The organism is Pseudobutyrivibrio ruminis CF1b (genome assembly GCF_000424005.1).
GTDB classification, from domain to species: Bacteria; Bacillota; Clostridia; order Lachnospirales; family Lachnospiraceae; genus Pseudobutyrivibrio; species Pseudobutyrivibrio ruminis_C.
In genome coordinates this window covers 209,191-230,307 of the sequence record NZ_AUJB01000010.1, presented here as the reverse complement: position 1 = coordinate 230,307, position 21,117 = coordinate 209,191, and the positions used below count along the sequence as shown (strand labels likewise).

The 21,117-nt window shown below is 38.9% G+C and carries 19 protein-coding genes; 2 read left to right on the top strand and 17 right to left on the bottom strand.

The window, feature by feature from the left end:
• Positions 1-4 precede the first annotated feature (4 nt).
• The 10 genes from G592_RS0109635 to G592_RS0109590 form a co-directional block, all read right to left on the bottom strand.
• The gene (locus G592_RS0109635; protein ID WP_028247639.1) at positions 5-838 is read right to left on the bottom strand and encodes a carbohydrate ABC transporter permease; all 834 of its coding nucleotides are present in this window, start codon (positions 836-838) and stop codon (positions 5-7) included.
• A gap of 1 nt (position 839) precedes the next feature.
• Positions 840-1,754: a carbohydrate ABC transporter permease gene (locus G592_RS0109630; protein ID WP_330362040.1), complete on the bottom strand. Its 915-nt coding sequence runs from the start codon at positions 1,752-1,754 to the stop codon at positions 840-842.
• Positions 1,755-1,820: 66 nt separating this feature from the next.
• Positions 1,821-3,098, bottom strand: a complete 1,278-nt coding sequence (locus G592_RS0109625; protein WP_028247638.1) for an extracellular solute-binding protein — start codon at positions 3,096-3,098, stop codon at positions 1,821-1,823.
• A gap of 132 nt (positions 3,099-3,230) precedes the next feature.
• Positions 3,231-4,433, bottom strand: coding sequence for a sugar ABC transporter substrate-binding protein (locus tag G592_RS0109620; RefSeq protein WP_028247637.1), 1,203 nt, complete (start codon positions 4,431-4,433; stop codon positions 3,231-3,233).
• Positions 4,430-5,914: a response regulator transcription factor gene (locus G592_RS0109615; protein ID WP_028247636.1), complete on the bottom strand. Its 1,485-nt coding sequence runs from the start codon at positions 5,912-5,914 to the stop codon at positions 4,430-4,432. The genes G592_RS0109620 and G592_RS0109615 overlap by 4 nt, the downstream gene beginning before the upstream one ends.
• Positions 5,915-5,916: 2 nt before the next feature.
• Positions 5,917-7,587: a sensor histidine kinase gene (locus tag G592_RS0109610; protein WP_176754487.1), complete on the bottom strand. Its 1,671-nt coding sequence runs from the start codon at positions 7,585-7,587 to the stop codon at positions 5,917-5,919.
• A 264-nt stretch (positions 7,588-7,851) separates the two neighbouring features.
• A complete protein-coding gene (locus G592_RS0109605) occupies positions 7,852-8,538 on the bottom strand; it encodes a 5'-methylthioadenosine/adenosylhomocysteine nucleosidase (protein WP_028247634.1) in 687 nt (228 codons plus the stop codon).
• A 112-nt stretch (positions 8,539-8,650) separates the two neighbouring features.
• Positions 8,651-9,112: an S-ribosylhomocysteine lyase gene (locus G592_RS0109600; protein ID WP_028247633.1), complete on the bottom strand. Its 462-nt coding sequence runs from the start codon at positions 9,110-9,112 to the stop codon at positions 8,651-8,653.
• Positions 9,113-9,125: 13 nt separating this feature from the next.
• Positions 9,126-9,677 carry a DJ-1 family glyoxalase III gene (locus tag G592_RS0109595; protein WP_028247632.1) on the bottom strand — a complete coding sequence of 184 codons (552 nt, stop codon included), beginning with the start codon at positions 9,675-9,677 and terminating at the stop codon, positions 9,126-9,128.
• Between the two features lie 53 nt (positions 9,678-9,730).
• A complete protein-coding gene (locus tag G592_RS0109590; RefSeq protein ID WP_028247631.1) occupies positions 9,731-10,561 on the bottom strand; it encodes a MerR family transcriptional regulator in 831 nt (276 codons plus the stop codon).
• A 146-nt stretch (positions 10,562-10,707) separates the two neighbouring features.
• Here G592_RS0109590 and G592_RS0109585 point away from each other — a divergent pair, with 146 nt between their 5' ends.
• Positions 10,708-12,405 (top strand): carboxylesterase family protein, encoded by a 1,698-nt coding sequence (locus G592_RS0109585; RefSeq protein ID WP_028247630.1) that lies wholly within the window; start codon positions 10,708-10,710, stop codon positions 12,403-12,405.
• A 43-nt stretch (positions 12,406-12,448) separates the two neighbouring features.
• Here the strand turns inward: G592_RS0109585 and G592_RS16180 are convergent, their stop codons facing one another.
• From G592_RS16180 to G592_RS0109550, 7 genes are all read right to left on the bottom strand, one after another.
• A complete protein-coding gene (locus tag G592_RS16180; protein WP_081660375.1) occupies positions 12,449-13,774 on the bottom strand; it encodes an MFS transporter in 1,326 nt (441 codons plus the stop codon).
• A gap of 211 nt (positions 13,775-13,985) precedes the next feature.
• Positions 13,986-15,446, bottom strand: a complete 1,461-nt coding sequence (locus G592_RS16175) for a carbon starvation protein A (RefSeq protein WP_036952465.1) — start codon at positions 15,444-15,446, stop codon at positions 13,986-13,988.
• Positions 15,447-15,612: 166 nt separating this feature from the next.
• A complete protein-coding gene (locus G592_RS0109570; protein WP_028247629.1) occupies positions 15,613-15,975 on the bottom strand; it encodes a hypothetical protein in 363 nt (120 codons plus the stop codon).
• Positions 15,976-16,137: 162 nt separating this feature from the next.
• Positions 16,138-17,061 (bottom strand): SufB/SufD family protein, encoded by a 924-nt coding sequence (locus tag G592_RS0109565; RefSeq protein ID WP_028247628.1) that lies wholly within the window; start codon positions 17,059-17,061, stop codon positions 16,138-16,140.
• Positions 17,061-17,801, bottom strand: a complete 741-nt coding sequence (locus G592_RS0109560) for an ABC transporter ATP-binding protein (RefSeq protein ID WP_028247627.1) — start codon at positions 17,799-17,801, stop codon at positions 17,061-17,063. Before G592_RS0109560 ends, G592_RS0109565 begins: the two co-directional genes overlap by 1 nt.
• A gap of 180 nt (positions 17,802-17,981) precedes the next feature.
• A complete protein-coding gene (locus G592_RS16170; protein WP_196801834.1) occupies positions 17,982-18,740 on the bottom strand; it encodes an SGNH/GDSL hydrolase family protein in 759 nt (252 codons plus the stop codon).
• An 85-nt stretch (positions 18,741-18,825) separates the two neighbouring features.
• A complete protein-coding gene (locus tag G592_RS0109550; protein ID WP_196801833.1) occupies positions 18,826-20,235 on the bottom strand; it encodes an alanine/glycine:cation symporter family protein in 1,410 nt (469 codons plus the stop codon).
• Positions 20,236-20,340: 105 nt separating this feature from the next.
• On the opposite strand from G592_RS0109550, the gene G592_RS0109545 reads away from it, so the two are divergent.
• Positions 20,341-21,114 carry a histidinol-phosphatase gene (locus G592_RS0109545; protein WP_028247625.1) on the top strand — a complete coding sequence of 258 codons (774 nt, stop codon included), beginning with the start codon at positions 20,341-20,343 and terminating at the stop codon, positions 21,112-21,114.
• Positions 21,115-21,117: the final 3 nt, after the last annotated feature.

Below are 21,117 nucleotides of genomic sequence, written 5' to 3'. Positions count from 1 at the left end.
CCCCCTATGCCTTTACTGCTCCGTTTGTAAGTCCACTAACAATGTATTTCTGCATAAATATGAATATCAACACAATTGGGAAGATTGCTACAAGTCCAAATGCCATAGTCGCATTCCAAAGTGTCTGATATTGCTGAACATAATTATAAATATTTGATGTGATTGGTCTCATATTTGGATCTGTCATAAATGTGATTCCATAAATCAAATCGCCCCATGCATAAACAAATGAGAACACCGCTGCTACAATCACACCTGGCTTTGCAATCGGCAACATTATTTTAAAAAATGATGTTACCGGATTGCAGCCATCTATTGCCGCTGCCTCGTCTAGCTCCTTTGGTATAGAAAGGAAATAAGTACGAAGAATGATGATTGAGAAGGGAATTCCCAAAGTCGCATCTGCAAGGATTGGCGCTAAGTAATTATTTAATAATCCCACTTTTGAAAACATAATGTACAGTGGTGTCAAAATAAGTGTAGATGGCAACATTTGCATCATTAAAAAAAACAGTATCAGCAGCTTTTTGGCATTAAATCTAAATCTTGCAAGACCGTATGCTGCTGGAATAGATAATACTGTTGATATTACCATTGAAGAAAACGCTATAAGAAAGCTATTCTTAAAGCCCTTCATTGTTGCTGATGATTCAGAAAACTGGCTTTGGAAAGCTTCTAGTGTAAGGTTTTTAGGCCACAGTGGAGTAGGAACCTGGAAGATTTCCACCTGCGTTTTAAGTGCTGTAACAATCATCCAATATAGAGGAAACATAAGAATAACGAATATCACCACTCCAATGATAAAGCTTATGGTGTTTTCTTTTCTTTCTCTTTTCATCCTACATTACCTCCTCTTCTGCATTTATTAGCTTGATGTAGAACATTCCTACTACAAATAGAATTAAAAATAGAATGTTTGCAGAAGCTGCGCCTTTACTAAATTCAAACTGTTCAAATGACAGCTTGTAAGCGTATGTTGAAGCCAATTCTGTTGCATTGATTGGTCCACCCTTAGTCATAACCCAAACTAAGTCAAATACTTTAAAGGTATATACGAAGCCAAGTGTTAAAACAGACATGATTGCTGGTTTAATCACTGGAATTGTTATCTTAAACAAAGTCTGAAGCTTATTGGCCCCATCGATTTTTGCACTTTCATAAATATCTGCTGGTACAGTTGTTAGACCTGTAAGCAGTAACATCATATTAAAAGGAATTCCAATCCAAATATTCGCAACTACAATAGCCACCATAGCAGTTGGGCCATTCAATAGCCAATCAACAGGTGTTTTAATAATATGCAATTGCATTAATAGCTGGTTTGCTATACCACCTGAGCTTGCAAAAATAAACTTAAATAAAAGACCTGCTACAGTAACTGGAAGCAACCAGGATATCATTGTTGCACCTCTGAAAAATGCTGATGCTGGAAACTTCTTACTAAATAATAATGCAAGTATAAATCCAATAATAAACTGGAAAAAGATTGAAGCTACAGTAAATATTAAAGTATTCAAAATAGCACGGCTCATTACAGAATTAGCGTCTGTAAATAACTCTACATAATTTGAAAGACCAATAAATTCCTGGGCCTCTGGTCTTGAAAAATTAAAGACATTAACATTCTTTAAACTAAGAATGATATTTGAAATTGTGGGATATCCAACAAAGATAAGCATATAGATTACTGCTGGAAGAGAAAACAAAAATCCCATTTTCCCTGGTCCATTCAACTTCTTTTTTCTAGAAATCATAACATCCCTCCAAAATAACTATTTCTAAAAATGGCGGGGAATTACTTCCCCGCCAAATGTTACTTCTTACTTAACGGCATCAACTGCTGCCTGTGTATCCTTTGCCGCCTGTTCTGGCGACTTAGCAAGTGTAAGTACTTCCTGGAAACCAGTCTGAATTGCATTTGAATATGAAGGCCAAATTGGTGAAGGTCCTCTTGGAATAGAAGTTTCAAGCTGTGTAATGAACTCTGCCTGAATAGGATCATCTGTCCAATAGCTATCCTTAGCTGCCTCTGTCTTAGGTGGGAATGAACCATACTGCTTCATTGCATCTACCATAACATCTGTCTGATTGTAGTACTCAAGGAATGCCTTGGCGCCTTCCATGTTGTCTTTCTTAACAGCGCCCATGTTTTCACCACCAAGAATAGATGTAGCCTGGCCGCTTGAAGCATCCTTCTTAGGAAGGACAGTTACACCATAGTTCATATCAGGAGCATCTGCTTCGATACCAGGAATCTGCCATGGACCATTTTGCATCATGGCAATGTTTCCTGCTTTCCAGTTATTACATACATCTGTCTGAGCCCAGTTTACACACTCTTTAGACCAAGAGCCGTCGTTAATCATATCCTGCATAAGCTGATATGCATCCTTACCAGCTTCGATATCTGTGTAAGAACCTCCTGCTGTGTATAACCACTGTAGGCACTGGAATGTACCTTCATCTGTTCCGATTGCTGCATTACCAAAGCCTGTTACGCCATAATCTGTAAGCTTCTTAGCCATCTCATGGAATTCGTCCCATGTAGTGTTCTCATCTGGATAAGGAACTCCTGCATCATCAAGAATATCCTTATTGTAGAAAAGAGCTGTACAGTTTGTTGCAAAAGGAAGACCATAATGCTTGCCATCCATCATTGTAGAATTCATTGGACCTTCAAGGTATTCTGACCAATCTATGTTGGCATCTGAAATATCACCGAACAAATCCATAGCAATGAATGATGACATATCGCAACCATCAAGAATAACTACGTCTGGAAGCTCGCCAGATGCAATACCAAGTGTTAACTGCTTCTCATAATCAGCAAATGGTACATAAGTATGACTTGCTACATATTCATCCTGTGATGAGTTAAATCCATTAATCAGGGATTCCATCATTTTCTTCTGAGCATCTGTCTCAAAGTAATCCCAAATAACTACCTCTTGCTTGTCTCCTGCCTGTGCTGTCTGTGTTCCTTCCCCTGAATTAGAAGCATCTGGTGTTGTTCCACTTCCTGAGCTACCGCAGCCTACCATAAGTGACGCTGCCATTGCACCTGCTAATGCCATTGATACGGCTTTCTTAAATCTCATAAAAAACCTCCCTTCGAATACTTACCCCCGAGATACTTTGTATCTCCTTTGTTTATATAAGTATTCTAAGAGAGGTTTTGATTTTAAAAAATTCTAATAAATTAAAAAAGGTGGAAAAAATTCATCCTAATTTTAGTTCAAGGTTTTACCTGCCGCTTCATCTGGTGTTAACTCTCCAGTCACTACATCTGCAAAGCTCTTAGGTAATTGCTTGGATATTCTGGAATATCCCTCTATTCCTGTGCGAGGAATTGCATAATTCATTTGCTGACTAATAATTTCCAGCTTAGGATTATCCACTATTATTTTATTTGCTGATTTTATTCTGGATGGGAGTAGATTTGCATCGCTGCAGAATCTTTCCGTTCCGCCCTGTTCCATGCAATATTTTATAAACTCAATGGAGCCTTCTACATTTTTACCTTTGATTATTCCTAAGTTTTCTCCACCTAGTATTACTGCATTTCTTTTATTCATAGGCATAGATGAAAGGCCATAGCTAATTCCTGCTTCATCTAGCATAGGAAAAACCCATGGTCCGTTTTCCATCATAGCTATATCCCCTTCTATAAATCTTCTTGCAATATCTGTTTGGCTGTAGTTAAGACAATCCGCCGGCATACAGCCATCTTTTATAAGTCCTGCTAAATAATCATAGGATTCACTGATTGCTTCCCTGGTAAGCTGTGTATCAGAATCAGAGGCAGCCATCACCCATGACAATAACTGAAATGAGCCTTGCTCAGAATCCATGGCACTCATCAAGAATCCGTAGGAGCCATCTTTTGATAATAGCTTTGCTGTTTCACTAAGCTCATCCCAGGTTTTAGGTGATGTAACACCTGCCGCCTTTAACAAATCACTTCGATATATCAAACAAACATTGTTGCTGTTAAACGGAACTCCGTAGTATTTATCATTGTATTTGATAGTATCTACAGATGCCTCATAATAATCTGTATCTAGATTAAGGGTACTGGCATACTCAGATATATCTTCAAACATATCCAGCTGAATGAATTTTTTCATATCAGGATTATCAATAATTACCACATCTGGAAGCTCTTGTTCTGTATATGCCCTGGAGATTTTCTTGTCAAATTCTGTCATTGGAACATACTCCCATGACACCTGATATTTGTCCTGGCTTTTGTTAAAGCTGGCTGTTAACTTATCCAGCCCATTAGCCTGTGCTTCTGTTTCATAGTAAGACCATATCAACAATTGTTCTTTTTCATCAGGTGTGTTTTCCACATCAGAAGTACTTCTTCCACAGGCTGTATTTGTAATTGCCATGCACATAGCCAGTGTTATTAGTTTCAGACCTTTTTTCATCTTTCTCTAAACTCCTTAGGTGATACTCCCTCTATATCCTTAAATACTCTATTAAAGTATTTGGTATCTGTAAAACCTACCTGTTCTGCAATCTCGTATATCTTCAGATTGCTGCCTGTAAGCAGGCGCTTAGCATGACTTACTCTAAACTCATTAACAAATGAAGAGAAATTCTTATTCATTTCTCTATGGAAAAGAGTGCTTAGATATTCTGGGGTTATAGACAAATAATTTGCTACTTCCTCCTGGGAAATCTTGTTAGCATAGTTTTCTCTGATGTAGGCTATTGCCTTTAGTATAGTATAATTGTGAATATCATCACGGGTAGCTTCACCAGCAAACACTACTGCTGCCGACTCGTCCAAGCATTCCTTTATTTCAGATAACAGCTTTGCCCTTGATATCTTTTCTACTGTATCTAACTCCCTAATCTGTCTGCCTTTATCAGGCCATATTTTAATGGCAAGCTGCAAAATAAACCCTGCAAGGCTTTGATATGCACTTCTTACAGAATATGGATCGTAGGCTTTTCCTATGAATCCTTTGGCAAAGCCATCACTCCATTTTTGCCAGCCTTCCTCATCATTATTCACAAGTATTTTTTCTATTTCTTTTTCAGTATCTTTACTATATTTATAATCCGTATATACGATATTATTACCGTCTTCTACAATTCTAGTTCCTGCCATTTCTCCATCCAAAAATTTCTTATCAGATTGAAGAGCAATATCCTTTAGCTCCTTCAAGCTGGACAAGCTTGCCACATACCACACAGAATCCTTTAGGCAATCAACAACATCTATTCTGCGGTCAAGCATGGCTACTATTTCCTCGTCAGATGAATACTTTCCGGTAGACTTATCATAAAGCATGAACAAATCCTTATTATCTTCAGATACATACAAGCCCTTATATTCCTTAAACTTTTCCATAACGGTAGTCTTGTCTAAGCATCCGCTTGTGCTATATCCTCTTAAAAAGCATAATTCATATCCTTTTGATAATTCAAAAATCCGCTCAGCCTTACCTATGTTTTCATCATTGTTTTCAAGAGCTCCAGAAACTATTGCTCTAATGTAAGATGCTGGGTCTGCATCTATTCTTGTGGCTTCGGCACTAATCTTGGCAGAGATGGATTTTAGCACCCCGTCTACCGCATCCACGGTAATCGGCTTAAGCAAATAATCATCAGCTCCGCAGGTGATAGCACGCTTGGCATAATCGAATTCTGCATAGCCTGTAAGTATTACGCTATGGCATTTTATCTGGCGATTTTTTATTTCTTCTAACATCTGTAGTCCATCCATCTCTGGCATTTTAATATCAGTGAATACCAAATCAGGATGAAGGCTTTCTATGGTTTCCAATCCCTCTCTACCGTTTTTCGCCTTGGCAATTACTTCATGTTCCCCATAGCTAGATAATAATCTGGATAACCCATTTCTTATTTTGATTTCATCTTCAACTATAACTATATTCATACCTACTCACACTCACTTTTAGGAATATACAATGTTATCTCCGTTCCGATTTTCTCCACACTATTAATATTCCAATGAGCCATACCTCCGTAATACATTACTAGCCTTGAAAATGCATTTTTCAGGCCTAACCCCGCTTTATCTATGTTGTCATCATTGATAACTGCATCTCGATTATTCATTTTGTTAACAAGCTCTTCCTCAATTCCATTCCCATTATCTGCAATACTTATTTGAAGGAACCTATTATCTTCTGATATGTCCATATTTATAGAAAGCATTCCACCTTCTTCTATTCCTTCAAATCCATGTAATATAGCATTCTCTACAAATGGTTGGATAAGCAGCTTGTGAATATGAAAATTCTTTATTTCCGGCTGCATGTTAATCTCATATTTAAATGCCCCCTCATATCTAATCTGCTGCAAATCCAAATATCTTTGAAGGAAATCACATTCTGCAATTATAGGCGTCTTTTCCTCCACCTTGCTCACTGAATGCCTTAATATTAGCCCCAGGTTACTAAGTGCTTTACTGATTTCATTTTCCCCATGCTCAATTGCCATCCAATTAATTGTATCCAGTGTGTTATACAAAAAATGTGGATTTATCTGGGCTTCTAATGCCTTTAGTTCCGCATGGCGCTGCCTATCCTTAGCAGATGATATTTGTTGCAATAGCTCCTTTACCCTGGCTGTCATTATGTTGAAGTTAGCTGCGATTGTTCCGAATTCATCCTTACTTTTTACTGATATGCGTTTGTCCAAATCACCTGCCTGAACAGTCTGCATTCCCTTCACTATCGTATTTACGGATTTGTTGAAGGTCCTTGTGGTGTAAAAAATAATCAATCCCACTACCATAATAATAACAGAGCTTATTAACACTGTTATTATTTGAATCCTTCTAACATCCTTTAGCATCTCATCTGTGTCATAAGCATTTACGAATGTCCACCCTGTGGATTCATCCTTGTATTTATTGATTCCTATATTATGGCTACTTTGTAAATATCCACTTTCTCGTACGAAAGCTTCTAAGTTTTCCCCAGTGCTCATTGCTACATAAGCTTCACTAGGATATGAGATTACCTTGCCAGCGTCATCTAAGATGAAGTTAATTCCTGTTTTGCTCTCCTTAGATGAATTACATATTGTATTTAGAACCTCTTCATCAACAGTCATTATGACAGTTGCTATGCTGCCCTTCTCCAACTGGTCAAAGTTGTACAAGCGTTTTGATATATGAAAATAATATTTTTTTACTCCATTTTCATCAAACTTCATACTAGGAGTAATAACCATCCCTGATTTGCTTTCCGCATCCAGATATGGTGGCGCTATTCTCATATCTTTAAATCGATTCCATATATTATACATAGATGAATCTGTAGCAAAATCGTATGTTACCGACTCCCCATTCTTACACACCAGGCTGATAGAACGCACTCCTTCTACCACACTTGTGTATCTATGGAGCAACTCTCTAATATCGCTTTTAGCCGCCGCCCGTCTTGTAGGGGTACCGTTCATCAGTATCATTACCTGGTCGATAACATTCTCATCCACATATATCTGATACATTAAATTGGTATAGTTTTCTAAGCTGAGATTGGTTCTCTCTGAAATCTGAATTAAATCACTTTGGATGATTTCATCCACCTGAGAGGTCATAGTTTTCCTGACACTAGTAAAATGAAATACCTGTAATAGAATAATAGGTATTATAGATATTAGTAAAAATATAATAATAAGCTTTTTGCCTATTTTAAGATCATTGTATCTTCTAATAATGCTATGCATAACATTCACCCACCCAATACAGTCATCATACAAAAAATAAGCTCATTGCACAACAGGCAATGAGCTTATATACATTTATGGAATTATGTTAAAAATTTATCTAACCGGCGTTTATTATCATATTTTTTATTGTTATTATTTTATTCTTGCAATCACATCTAAAACAATATTTATAGACTGCTCTGCAGCTTTGCCTGCAAATGTGTTGTAATCCATTGCACTGCCGTCTCCATCAGAGATAGAACGAATAAGTGTGAATGGTACATCATTGATATAGCAAACGTGAGCAATACTTCCACCTTCCATCTCACATGCAATAGCCTTGAAGTTCTGACGGATTCTGTCTCTCTGCTTGTCTGTATCTACAAACATATCACCTGAAGCGATTACACCTGTCTGATAAGGAATTCCTTTATCCTTGAGAACATCGCAAACAATCTGAGTAAGCCTTTTATCTGCTTCAAAGTTTACTACGTTGATTCCTGAGATAAGACCAACTGGATCTCCGAGAGCTGATGTATTCATATCATGCTGTACAGCTGATTCTGCAACAGCTACATCGAGAACTTTAAGGTCTCTTACAAGTGTACCTGCAACACCAATGTTGATGATGTGATCAACACCAAAATGAAGAATCATAATCTCTGTACAAACAGCTGCAAATACCTTTCCGATTCCGCTGACTGCTGCAACTACATCGATACCATTAATCTGGCCTTTGATGAAAGTGACACCGCTGATTGTCTCTAATGTAGGGTTCTTAATAGATGGTTTGAGGTTCTCAATCTCCATCTGCATTGCGCCAATAATACCTAATGTCATAATCTACTCCTTTTCTCGCTGGTTACATTCACAAGCCTTAGTGTTTCCCCGCTCATCTAACACGATTCGCTAAGGAAACCTAAGAGCTTGTGAATTACCAGCTATTTATAGTTTACTCTGGGTAACTAAACTCCATATTATCCCAAGAATTGAGAACTTCCAGATAACGTGCACACTCTGTCTTGGCTAACGAAATATCCAAGTTCTCGTAGTGACCACATTCGATTGCAGACTTTCCGAATACATCTCCATCATGGTTTACAGTCTGCTCAAATACCTTCTTAACAACCTCGAAGGTCTTCTTTGAATCTACGCCCTTTACTACAAGGTAAAATCCTGTCTGGCATCCCATTGGTCCAAAGTAGATTACGTGGTCTGCGATTTCTGAATTACGTATATACGTAGCAATCATATGCTCAACTGAATGCATTGTAGCATTGTCCATGTAGTCGCCTGCATTTGGCTTACGTGTACGTAAATCGTAAGTGATGATATCACCATCATCTACACGTGAGATGTAAAATCCTGGTGTAAGAATGTTGTGATTGATTGTGAAACTCTTTATTCTTTCCATTTCTTTCCTCTTCCTATCCTTTATAAACAATTGCTTTTGCTAATTTATCAGCTGCTGCATCACCCTGGAAGGTTCTAACTATCTCAAGCGCAAATGGGATAGCTGTTCCAAGTCCACGGCTGGTGATGATGTTTCCATCATGACAAACCTCGTCAGTTGAAACATTAGCGCCATCCAAATCGCCTTCCATACCTGGGTAGCAGGTAGCTTTCTTTCCCTTTAAAAGTCCTGCCTTACCAAATACTGTTGGAGCTGCACATATAGCTGCAATGTTCTTTCCTGCGTTATTAAATTTATGAACCTGCTCCATAAGAGGCTGGCAAAGCTCCAGGTTAAGTGTACCTGGCATACCGCCTGGAAGCACAAGCATGTCTGCTGTGCTGAAATCCACCTCTTCAATAAGCTGATCGCAGACAGTTACTATTCCATGACTTCCTGGAACCATTCTGTTGCTGGTAACTGAAACTGTCTCTATCTCGATTCCTGCACGTCTAAGTAAATCTACTACTGTGAGGGCTTCGATTTCCTCGTGCCCCTCTGCCATAAATAATAATACTTTGCTCATGCTTACCTCCCATTTATTCTCAAAATATATCCACAGTATCTTTATAATACCATTTATTCTATTGGTATTGTAGTCTGCACCTGCAAAAACTCGCCATCTGCCTCATGGCTAACACATAGTCGTTTCTGCCATACAACTCCCTTATTTTTCATTCCATTGTCTTTCAGGATTTTGAGTGGCTCAGATAAATCCCATACCTTATCACTCAGCTTCCCTGACTCATCATAGTCTGTTGGAATGGCATGTTCATATACAAAACACTTTACTCCGCCCACAACCATTATTTCATTATTAGGGTTATTACTGGCTTCTTTGTAAATGATGTTTGAAAAAGGCTGCACAGCGCCCCAAAGGCGCTCGAAATTTCCTTCCTCTAGCCTATCGCAATTACGGTCCTTCAATTTCACATACTGTGTGATATTCATACTGAAATTGTCTTTCCATACAGGATTCTTAACAGATTCTTTATGCTCGAAGGATTTTGGATATACAAAATAGGATACCGGTACTTCTGCAATTCTCCAGCCTCTATTGTTTGCGATGTTTTCGATAGCAAATGATGTATCCTCTATTTGCTCTAGGAATAATTCCATCTGCTCCAGTTCTTGTCTCTTTTCCTCGCAGGCTTTTTTATAGATATTAAGTCTTTCTTCGAGACTGGCATGCTCTTGGATTCCCTTAGCATCCTCTAAGGATACCCCCATCCTGCTTAGCTGCTGGTATTCCATAAAATGGGTCACCTGATAGTCAGCATAGTATCTGTAGGACCTGTCGTCCTTCCAAGCCGGTGATACTAATCCCTTCTTTTCATAAAACTTGAGAAATTCAGGAGAGACTCCCACTTTTTTGGAATAATCTCCGATTGATAAGAATCTTTTTTTCATTTCTTTTCCTCTAAAATGATGATTCACAATTATATCGGCAATTTTACTAAAATTCAATTAGCGTATTTTTAGTTGCATGGTAGTTACTACCACCCCCTATACTCATCTCATAAAAACTTTTTGGGATGAAAAAGGAGAAGAAGAAAATGAAAAAGAGGTTATCAAGAATTATGGCATTATCACTTGCCATTGCAATGGTTAGCAGCTCGAGTCTAACAGTATTGGCTGCTCCAGAAGCAACCATTAGCGTTGAAAAAGACGTAGCTGCTACATCACTTGTAAAACAGACACAATATGGTGCTGTTAAAGGAACCAGCACCGACACATGTAATGTATGGTATTCTATCCCATACGCTGCTGCACCTACTGGTGATTTAAGATGGGCTGCTCCTACTGCTCCTACAAGCTGGGCTACACCATTAGATTGCTCAAAGCTTGGCAATAAGGCTATCCAAAGCGGAAAGGATTATGCAACTGGAAAGACAGTAGTCTCTGGTTCTGAAGACTGTCTAAACCTTGATGTCTATGCTCCAGCCAATGCAGAAAATCTTCCAGTTATGGTTTATATCCACGGAGGAAACAATCAGACTGGAAGCTCAACAGAGATTGACGGTACTCAAATTACTGTAGATGAAAATTGCATCTATGTTTCTCTTAACTATCGTCTTGGAATTCTTGGATTTAATGCACTCCCAGCTTTCCATACAACAGAAGGCTCTACTGGCAACTATGCTATGTTGGATATCGCAATGGCTCTCGACTGGGTGAAAAATAACATTGCACAGTTCGGTGGAAATCCTAATAACATCACGGTGTCAGGATTCTCTGCAGGTGGTCGTGATGTAATGGCTATGCTTATCAGCCCACTTTTCGAAGGCAAATTTGATAAGGCTGTAGTTTACTCAGGTGGTATGACAGTCGCTGACAAGGACGAAAGTGCAGAAATCATGGCTAAAGCTGTTGCTCCTTTAGCAGTAGAGGATGGCTTATTTGCTGATATAGAAACAGCTAAAACATGGTTATTATCTAATGACCCAGCTGTAGTTACATACATGAAAGGAATCGGTGCTGACCGTCTCTGCCAGCTTATGTCAAACGCAGGCATCAGAATGAGCGTGTTCCCTCATTTATATGCTGATGATGTTGTCATTCCTTCAGAAGGCTTCAAGACAACTAAGTTCAACAATGTTCCTGTATTAATGCTTACAGGTGAGACAGAATTCAGTTTATTCTCTGCGTATGATGGATATTTCTCAGGAGCTGATATGAAGGCTTTTGATGCAAAAACTCAGGATCTTGCTAAATCATATTCTATTGAGTACGGTTCAGAAATGTACAGAATCTTCAATGCACAGTGCTCTGCTGAAGAAATGTATGGCAAATATAAAAACAACATGTACCTCTGTCAGGTAAGATACGGTAGCAATAACAGTGCAACCAGAATACCATTAATGGGTTCCTTCCATGGAATATTTGTACCTATGCTTACAGATAATCATTCTTACGGAAGCTTTGCTGATTTTAGTGCTACAGGCTACCAGAATATGGCGCATGTATTTGATCAGTATCTTACAAATTTTATTGCTACTGGCAATCCAAATGGCGCTGGCTTAGATAAGTGGAGCAATTGGACAAGCTCTAATCCTGTATCACTAGTCCTTGATGCTGATGCTAATAACGCTATTGTTTCTCTTGAAAATGTCTCTTCATCATATGGAAAGATTATTGGTCAGATGAACTCAGACAATATTGTTTCAGATGATGTAAAGGACCTTATGGGTAAAAACGTTCTTAATGGAAGATGGTTCTCGTCTACATTAGACAACTACTATAAGAATAAATAATCATTTAAAAGGGGTGGCACATAATGTACCGCCCCTTTATAGTTTATATGGCTTCCTCAATTGAATTAACTTCTAAATCAGTTTCAACTGACTCTTCACATGATATAGCTGAAGCTGGTTCATCATCACTAAGAAGATATGCTTTTCTAGACATAAGCGCTGTTACAAGAAATGCCAAAACACCACTGACAATAAAGATTGTCTTGACTGATACTACTGTAACAACAGCACTAACTAAGAATGATGTTATTGGCATAGCTGCAACACAAACCGATGTAGCGATAGCTGCTGCTCTGGCGATATATTCCTTCTTAACTTTTTTCATAAATACTACACTAGTCATTGAATTAGCTATGGCTATTATCATACCTGTAAGAACTGATAATACCGATAATATCGCATATGTCACCCACTGATTTACATACAATGGCTGTAATACTACCAAAAGTATATAATATCCACTAATCATAATTCCCATTCCCCAAAATATTGCAACATTTCCCAATATCCTTGATACATATGGAAATACCACTGCTCCCAAAAGCATACCTACAGTAAATGCAATTGAGAAAACTGATAATGCCTCTACCCCACTATGAAGAATTTCTTCTACCATTGGTGCTTGTAAACCATTAAGTGGTACTAACACTGCATTAATGAATACTGAGAACCACAAGAAGAACACAATAACTGCTTCCTTTGAAACATACTTAACACCTTCTACAAGGTCAGTCACATAGTTCTTTGCATTAAACGCTACTTTTTCAGTAACTGCCTCCTTCGTATTCACGAATATTATTATTGCAGCTGACATGATAAATGTAGCCATATCAATATATAATGCACCTGAGATGCCAATAAGCGCTATAATTCCGGCAGCACAGCCCAAACCAATAAGCTGAACAATCTGGGATAATGAATCCTTTAATGACATCCCAAATTCATACATTTCTTCGTCAAGTATGTTCGGGGTTATAGCAGTATTTGCTGGGCCTCTAAAAGCTTCAGCCGTTGAGATAGTAATTGTAGAAATAAGTAACATCCATGGCTGCAAAAGATTAAGTAAAAACAGCGAAGCGACAGTAGCCACAACTACTGCTCGAATTAAATCTGTCACTATCATTATTCTCTTTTTGTTTCGTCCCTCTACCCATGCGCCTGCAAGTGGAGTCACTACTACTGTAGGAAGATTATTTATACCGAAAATCAAAGCAGACCATGCTGCAGAGCTGGTAAGCTGATAAACAATCCATGTGCTGGCAATTGCATCAATAGAATCACCAAATCTGTTAATAAGTGCTGCAAACATCATTTTGACATATTCAGTCTGAGTGAATACGTCCTTGTAGCCAATCTTCTTGTTGTCCATTATTCTCCTCCAAATATCGCAGATATACATATTACTATTCACAGCAACATTTTCATCCACATAATATTTGGATTGTACCATATTGATTTATCACTTTAAAGTGCTATTGATATTTTGCAAGATTTATTATTTTCGTAAAAAAAAGAGGCCATATCTCTATGGCCCCTTTCTAACAAACTATTTAGTTCTGTTTATCTACATCACCTGTCCTTTAGGTATGATGGAACAAATGAAAATGCTTAAAGAACTCATGATGTTCAACAGTTGCATGGAAGAATAATCCTAAGAATACAAGTGCTGCTACCAGTCCGATTGGATAAGCTATCGCTGTCGATAAATGTAAGCACTCTGGTGCACAGAAGAAATAAGTTACTGATACCGCTGACATAAAGGTTGCAGGTACAACTGTAATCCAATAATTCTTTGCATTCTTATATAAATACATTGAAGCTGTCCAAAGAGCTATCATAGCAAGTGTCTGATTAGACCAGCTGAAGTATCTCCAAATTACACCATAATTTAACTGGCTGATTAATGCGCCTGCTGCAAGAAGAGGTACGCAGATGTATAAACGATTACGATACTGCTTCTGCTCAATCTTGAACCAATCTGCAATAACAAGTCTAGCTGAACGGAATGCTGTATCGCCTGAAGTAATAGGACATGCAATAACACCAAGCATAGCAAGAATGATTCCTACTCCGCCCATTGTCTTTGTGCAAATATCATATACACAGGTTGCCTGACCATTTGCAAGCATCTCTGTTAATCCTACTGTCAATCCGCCAGTTCTAGCATAAACTGCACTACCTGCTGCTGCCCAAATAAGAGCGATTACACCTTCACATACCATAGCGCCATAGAATACCATATGACTTTCCTTCTCTGTCTTACAGCAACGTGCCATAAGTGGAGACTGTGTTGCATGGAAGCCTGAAATAGCGCCGCAGGCGACTGATACAAACATCATTGGCCATATAGGTGTATTGGCTGGGTGAAGATTTGATAACTGAATCTCAGGAATTGTATAGCCATGAGTAACGATACCAATTCCAACACCAACAGCCATTACTAAAAGACAAATACCAAATACTGGATAAAGCTTTCCAATAATCTTATCGATTGGAATAAATGTTGCTATGAAGTAATAAATCAATATAATTGCAAGCCAGAAATATGTATTAGTAAGAAGACCAGTGCCTCCGTGATTACCAATCAAAAGTGAAATCAAACCAGCTGGTCCAACTGCAAAAACTGTACCTACCATAACAAGAAGGACAACGCTGAAAATTCGCATAATAGTCTTCATTATGTTTCCAAGATAAATTCCTGTAAGCTCAGAAACACTTGCACCATCATGACGCATGCTCATAAATCCTACAGAAAAATCATGAACACCACCTGCAAGAATAGTACCAAGTGTAATCCATAAAAATACTGATGTACCCCACTGAGCACCTGCTAATGCACCATAGATAGGTCCAAGTCCAGCGATATTTAAAAGCTGGATAAGGAACAGCTTCCATTTAGGCATTACTACAAAATCAACACCATCGTTGATTCGTACCGCAGGAGTTTCTCTGTCGTCAGGGCCATAAATACCCTCGACAATTCTGCCATAAACAAAGTAGCCACCGATGAGTACTGCTAAACAAACTAGAAAGCTGATCATAAAAAAATTCACCCCCATTCATTGTTAACGTCCAAATTGGACCCTTTTCAGCTTGATTATAGTTCTCGTAAATTCACAGTTCAACAAAGCTGGTTAAAATTTCACAATAAATACATAAAAGAGGCAAGAGCCTTTGCTCTTGCCTCAGATGCCATTCATTATTTAATTAAGCAAAAGCATCAAATCTATTTCCTGCAAGTCCGTAGGAATTTCCGATACCTGCCTTGCTATATCCTGTGTTGGCTGTTCTGAACTGAGATGCAATCTCATTGAATGCACTTGCAGTTCTCCTTCTCTGCTCCAGCATAGCTGTAGGATCAATGAGCTGCTCCTTTTCAATAGACTCTGTCTTTACATTGGCATTAGGATATTGAACAGGATTAGCTCCATTTACACCAGCAGTGTTTTTTGTTACCTCAGCAGCAAATACATCTGAAACCTCTGCTTCATTCTCTACTGCATAACTCATAGGCTGAATACTTGCGGTAGACATATATGAATTTACTCCACGAATAGGTGAAATAGCCATATAAAAACCCTCCATAGGTGAGCACTCTTATACTAACACCTTTGGAGGGTTAAAAACTAAAATACACAAAGAATAGATATTAAATTCTTAGATTGTTCACTATGGGACAGTATGAGGTTTTTACCCCTCATCGGTCACCTTCGGTGACAGATTCCCAACATATTATCTAAGGAACCCAGCTACAATCTGCTCCTCAGCCTCTTCCTCTGTAAGACCAAGAGACATAAGCTTAATAAGCTGATCTCCAGCAATCTTTCCGATAGCTGCCTCGTGGATAAGAGCTGCATCTACATTCTTAGCATCAAGCTTTGGAATAGCTACAACGTGCGCGTTGCCCATGATGATAGCATCACATGCAGCGTGTCCGTTACAAGCTGTGTTACCTTCGATAGATACCTCGAAGATCTGCTCTGACTCATCCTTTGCTACTGAACGAGAAACTACGTCAGCGCTGGAACCTTCACCGTTAAGAACTACCTTGTAATCTGAAGTAGCTGTCTGTGTACCATGAGTCATAAGAGCTTCGTGGATAAGAAGTGTAGCGTTATCCTTAAGCTCTGCAAGATTAGTACGAAGTGTAGAATCAACACCCTTAATCTGTACCATCTCCATCTCTACGTAGCTGCCTTCCTCCTGGTAAACCTCTGTAACAGGATTAAGGATGCGAGCGCCCTTACCGTCACCCTCTCCGTAGTGCTTCTCAACATATTTAACTCTGGCATTCTTTCCAACGTGGAATGTGTGAATACCATCATGCTGTGAATCCTGATCACCACAGTTGTGAATACCACAACCAGCTACGATAGTAACATCAGCGTCATCGCCAATGTAAAAATCATTGTAAACCATATCCTTAAGTCCGCTCTCTGAAAGAACTACTGGGATATGAACGCTTTCGCCCTTTGTGCCAGCCTTTACGATAATATCAATACCTGGCTTATCTTCCTTTGTAACAATGTCAATGTTTGCTGTAGTGTTGCGACCAGCACTAGTTCCGTTGGCGCGGATATTGTAAGCACCCTGTGGAATGCTGTCTAAGTCAGCAACCTCGTGAAGTATGTTCTTCTGAATTGCATCAAGAGTCATTACTGGTCACCTCCTAACTTCTCGCATGCCATGTTGGCTGCAGATGATGTACCAAGAAGCTCTGGGAGGATTTCATCCTTAGGTCCCTTCTTCTTTACCTTGCCGTTTTCAATAACAACGATTTCGTCGGCAATGTTAAGAATACGCTCCTGATGTGAGATGACGATGATAGTACCATTGATTGTCTTTCTCATGTTCTCGAAAACCTTGATAAGGTTCTGGAAGCTCCAAAGATCGATACCAGCCTCTGGCTCGTCGAAGATTGAAAGCTTTGTTCCACGTGCAAGAACTGTAGCGATCTCGATACGCTTAAGCTCTCCACCTGAAAGTGATGCATTTACTTCACGCTCAACATAATCCTTAGCGCAAAGGCCTACCTTTGAAAGGTACTCGCATGCTGCTGCAACAGAGATGTGCTCTCCTGCTGCGAGACGAAGTAAATCAATTACTCTGATTCCCTTGAAATGAACTGGTGCCTGGAAAGCAAAACTGATTCCCATTTTTGCACGCTCAGTAATATTTTTCTCTGAGATATCAACTCCATCAAGAATAATCTGTCCTGATGTAAGCTGGTTAACGCCCATGATAAGCTTTGCAAGTGTAGACTTACCACCACCGTTTGGGCCTGTAATAACGATGAATTTGCCATCTTCTACAGTAAGGTCAAGACCATCGATGATTTCCTTTGTAGAATCACCCTCATCATCAACCCTGTAGGTAAGGTTTTTGATTTCTAACATTTTAGTACTCCTCTAACTATATCAACTATTACTGGTAATTATCCTGCCAGAGACAATTACCCTACAAATATTAGGTCAATAAATTTACGCCAAACTATAATACCATGAAACTTTAATTTGTCTAAGCTTTTTTTCAAAATAAAAGGTCTACTGATAAATGTTATCAGTAGACCTTTATCATTAACAGAGATTAGCCATCTTCTGCTCTAATTTGTCTATTATTATCCCCTGATTGATAAGGGTATAAATTGTCTTGTAAGTATTCTTGCTATAGTGAATACCATCTTTTGAACTTACATTTCCAAGCATGGTTGAGTATGTATCAATGTAGTGAACATTCTCACTAAGACCGTCCTGCATCTTTGTATTCCATTTCTCGATAAGAGAGTTTGTAATACCAGGATAAGACTTTGTCTCAAATGCCATTGGATTCACTGACACATAATAAACATTTGCGCCAAGTGTAGTCCATGCAGCTGCTTTTTCATTTATGTAAGAAACGTATTTATCTGTGTAGGATAAGCTGCGAACGTCATTTACACCCATGAGAATAACCACATCAGTGTTCTCATTAATGCTGGCCTCTACAGAAGGAACTCCTACATTCTTCATCCATGCAAGACCCATTCCTACCTTAGCAGACCAGATATTGGCGTTCTTTCCAACTGCGCTCTTCATTCCAACAGTTCTTGAATCTCCGATGATTACAAGCTGGCGTGTAGACTGCTCTGCTGTAACCTGAGCCAACTGCTCCTGCATAATAAGCTCTGCCTGCTGCTCCTCAGTAAGAGGCTGAACTGGCGCTTCCTGTACAGGTACTTCCTGAACTGGTGTCTCTACCGGCTGTGTTATTTCCTCGGCCTTACTGTTCATTGAAGGAACGGCACAAAGAGTAAATAACAATCCTACTGCTACACATCTTAAATATCTTCTACTCATCTTCATTTTCTTTACCATTATTTGAAAACACAAAACCACAAAAAACTTCATGCATTATAATATCGATATGTGAAGATTTTGTGAATTACTTCCAGAAACTTAACTCTTTCTCATCAAGCCCAACTTCTCCCCCTATGAATACAGGATTCTTTCCTTCTTTCTTCTGCTTTTCATAATCCTTAAGAACCTTATCAACTGTTCCAAACAACAGCGCACAGCATGGAAGGTTGATAATTGTCATAAGTCCCATGGTAATATCAGCAGCTGCCCATGCAGTATCCATAGAGATAATTGCTCCCACAAAGATAACTGCCACGCAAAGAATTCTGAAGGCTGTCATAAATACTGCTCCTGGCTTTTTCTTTCCATTGAGATAAATTAATGCGTTATCTACATAATAAAGATTTCCAAGGAGTGTTGTAAAGGCAAATAATAACATTGCCCCTGTAATGAACAACGGACCGAAACTTCCAAATACTGAAGCAATAGCCTGCTGCACATAAGGAATACCGCTTACATCCTCGCCTGCCTGTACACCTGAGCTAAGACACATAAGACCAGTAGCTGTGCAAAGAAGCATTGTATCAATATAAACAGAAACTGTCTGAACAAGTCCCTGCTTAACAGGATGACTAACATTAGCTGATGCAGATGCGTTTGGTGCAGAACCAACACCTGCCTCATTTGAATAAAGGCCTCGCTTAATACCATAAATCAAGCATGAACCAGAAACGCCACCAAAGATTGACTTGAAATCAAATGCATCCTTAAAGATGGCAGCAAACATAGCTGGAACATTTGTAATGTTAACAAGGATTACAATCAAAGCTACGATTACATAGCAGATTCCCATGAAAGGAACCAATACCTCTGTAAGCTTGACAATCTTCTTTCCTCCGCCCATTACGCAAAAGCCAACAAGAAGAGCGATAACTGCGCCAATGATAGCTGGTGTGATTGCTTCATTATAAAAGCTGTAAGTAGCAAATGTTGACTGAAGGTTGTAAGAACAAAGTAAGTTGAAACCTACTGCATAAGTTGCTATAAGGCATACGCAAAAAATAACTGAAAGCCAAGGAGCTTTAAGAGCCTGCTCAATATAATAGGCAGGACCACCGTAACAGCTGCCATCCTTTTCCTTCTGCTTGTAAACCTGAGCCAGTGTACTTTCTACGAATGCAGAAGCTGCACCGATGATACACATGAGCCACATCCAAAACATTGCACCAGGTCCACCGATGCAAAGTGCTGTGGATACACCTACAATATTTCCTGTACCTACACGTGAAGCTGTGGATACCATAAGAGCCTGGAATGAAGATACGTGAGCCTTGTCCTCTGGCTTCTCCATAACAAGTCTGCATGCTTCCTTCAAAAGTCTAATCTGAACGAAGCGTGTTCTAAAAGTAAAATATAATCCAGCGATGCCCATTACGATTATCAAAATCGGATAGTACATCACATCATCAATTTTTGTTAATAGGTCTAATATCATACATTTCTTCCTTTAATTTTTTTATTGGGACATTATATATGTAAAATCTTTATATTGCAAATTTGTGGCGTTTGTGGGTATAGTTTATGGGAATGGAGGATTATCATGCTAGCTAATTACCATACACACACAACAAGATGTAATCACGCCGAAGGTACCGAAAGAGAATATATTGAAACAGCAATTAAAAACGGATTTAAAATATTGGGCTTTTCAGACCATACCCCTCAGCCATACCCAAAGGATTTTTACTCACACATTCGAATGGGAATGGATGAGCTGGAAAACTATACAGACACTCTAGTAAAACTTAGAGATGAGTATAAGAAGGATATCCAGATTTATATTGGACTGGAGGTAGAGTACTCTGATAAGTATTTCGGTACTTTGATGGAGCACATTCGCCAGTATCCTATTGATTATATTATTCAGGGGCAGCATCATGTTCCTAATGAAATCGATGGATTCTATGCCGGATTTGAAACCACTGATGAGTCTAAGCTGAAAGAATATGTTGATTATACAGTAGAAGGAATGAAAACAGGACTGTTCAGCTACCTGGCCCATCCGGATCTGATGTACTATGCAGGCCCTGATATGGTTTATCAGCACCACATGAAGCGTATTGTTAAGGCTTCCATTGATTTGGACATTCCTTTGGAAATCAATATGCAGGGATTCTTCTTAAATAGAAATTACCCTAGCGACCGCTTCTTCTCAATGGCTTCTGCCATGGGAGCCAAGTTTGTAATCGGATGTGATGCACATCATCCTGAGGATGCAATGCAGCCTTGGCAAATGCAGGATTTTGAAGCCTTCCTTGAAAAAAACAATATTGAATACGGTGACAATGTAATAGAGCTAAGACCTGTAAAATAGGCC

Excerpts from the sequence above, each read along its gene's own strand:
- G592_RS0109635 (WP_028247639.1), bottom strand. The coding sequence starts at position 838 with ATGAAAAGAGAAAGAAAAGAAAACACCATAAGCTTTATCATTGGAGTG.
- G592_RS0109630 (WP_330362040.1), bottom strand. The coding sequence starts at position 1,754 with ATGATTTCTAGAAAAAAGAAGTTGAATGGACCAGGGAAAATGGGATTT.
- G592_RS0109625 (WP_028247638.1), bottom strand. The coding sequence starts at position 3,098 with ATGAGATTTAAGAAAGCCGTATCAATGGCATTAGCAGGTGCAATGGCA.
- G592_RS0109620 (WP_028247637.1), bottom strand. The coding sequence starts at position 4,433 with ATGAAAAAAGGTCTGAAACTAATAACACTGGCTATGTGCATGGCAATT.
- G592_RS0109615 (WP_028247636.1), bottom strand. The coding sequence starts at position 5,914 with ATGAATATAGTTATAGTTGAAGATGAAATCAAAATAAGAAATGGGTTA.
- G592_RS0109610 (WP_176754487.1), bottom strand. The coding sequence starts at position 7,587 with ATGACCTCTCAGGTGGATGAAATCATCCAAAGTGATTTAATTCAGATT.
- G592_RS0109605 (WP_028247634.1), bottom strand. The coding sequence starts at position 8,538 with ATGACATTAGGTATTATTGGCGCAATGCAGATGGAGATTGAGAACCTC.
- G592_RS0109600 (WP_028247633.1), bottom strand. The coding sequence starts at position 9,112 with ATGGAAAGAATAAAGAGTTTCACAATCAATCACAACATTCTTACACCA.
- G592_RS0109595 (WP_028247632.1), bottom strand. The coding sequence starts at position 9,677 with ATGAGCAAAGTATTATTATTTATGGCAGAGGGGCACGAGGAAATCGAA.
- G592_RS0109590 (WP_028247631.1), bottom strand. The coding sequence starts at position 10,561 with ATGAAAAAAAGATTCTTATCAATCGGAGATTATTCCAAAAAAGTGGGA.
- G592_RS0109585 (WP_028247630.1), top strand. The coding sequence starts at position 10,708 with ATGAAAAAGAGGTTATCAAGAATTATGGCATTATCACTTGCCATTGCA.
- G592_RS16180 (WP_081660375.1), bottom strand. The coding sequence starts at position 13,774 with ATGGACAACAAGAAGATTGGCTACAAGGACGTATTCACTCAGACTGAA.
- G592_RS16175 (WP_036952465.1), bottom strand. The coding sequence starts at position 15,446 with ATGATCAGCTTTCTAGTTTGTTTAGCAGTACTCATCGGTGGCTACTTT.
- G592_RS0109570 (WP_028247629.1), bottom strand. The coding sequence starts at position 15,975 with ATGGCTATTTCACCTATTCGTGGAGTAAATTCATATATGTCTACCGCA.
- G592_RS0109565 (WP_028247628.1), bottom strand. The coding sequence starts at position 17,061 with ATGACTCTTGATGCAATTCAGAAGAACATACTTCACGAGGTTGCTGAC.
- G592_RS0109560 (WP_028247627.1), bottom strand. The coding sequence starts at position 17,801 with ATGTTAGAAATCAAAAACCTTACCTACAGGGTTGATGATGAGGGTGAT.
- G592_RS16170 (WP_196801834.1), bottom strand. The coding sequence starts at position 18,740 with ATGAGTAGAAGATATTTAAGATGTGTAGCAGTAGGATTGTTATTTACT.
- G592_RS0109550 (WP_196801833.1), bottom strand. The coding sequence starts at position 20,235 with ATGATATTAGACCTATTAACAAAAATTGATGATGTGATGTACTATCCG.
- G592_RS0109545 (WP_028247625.1), top strand. The coding sequence starts at position 20,341 with ATGCTAGCTAATTACCATACACACACAACAAGATGTAATCACGCCGAA.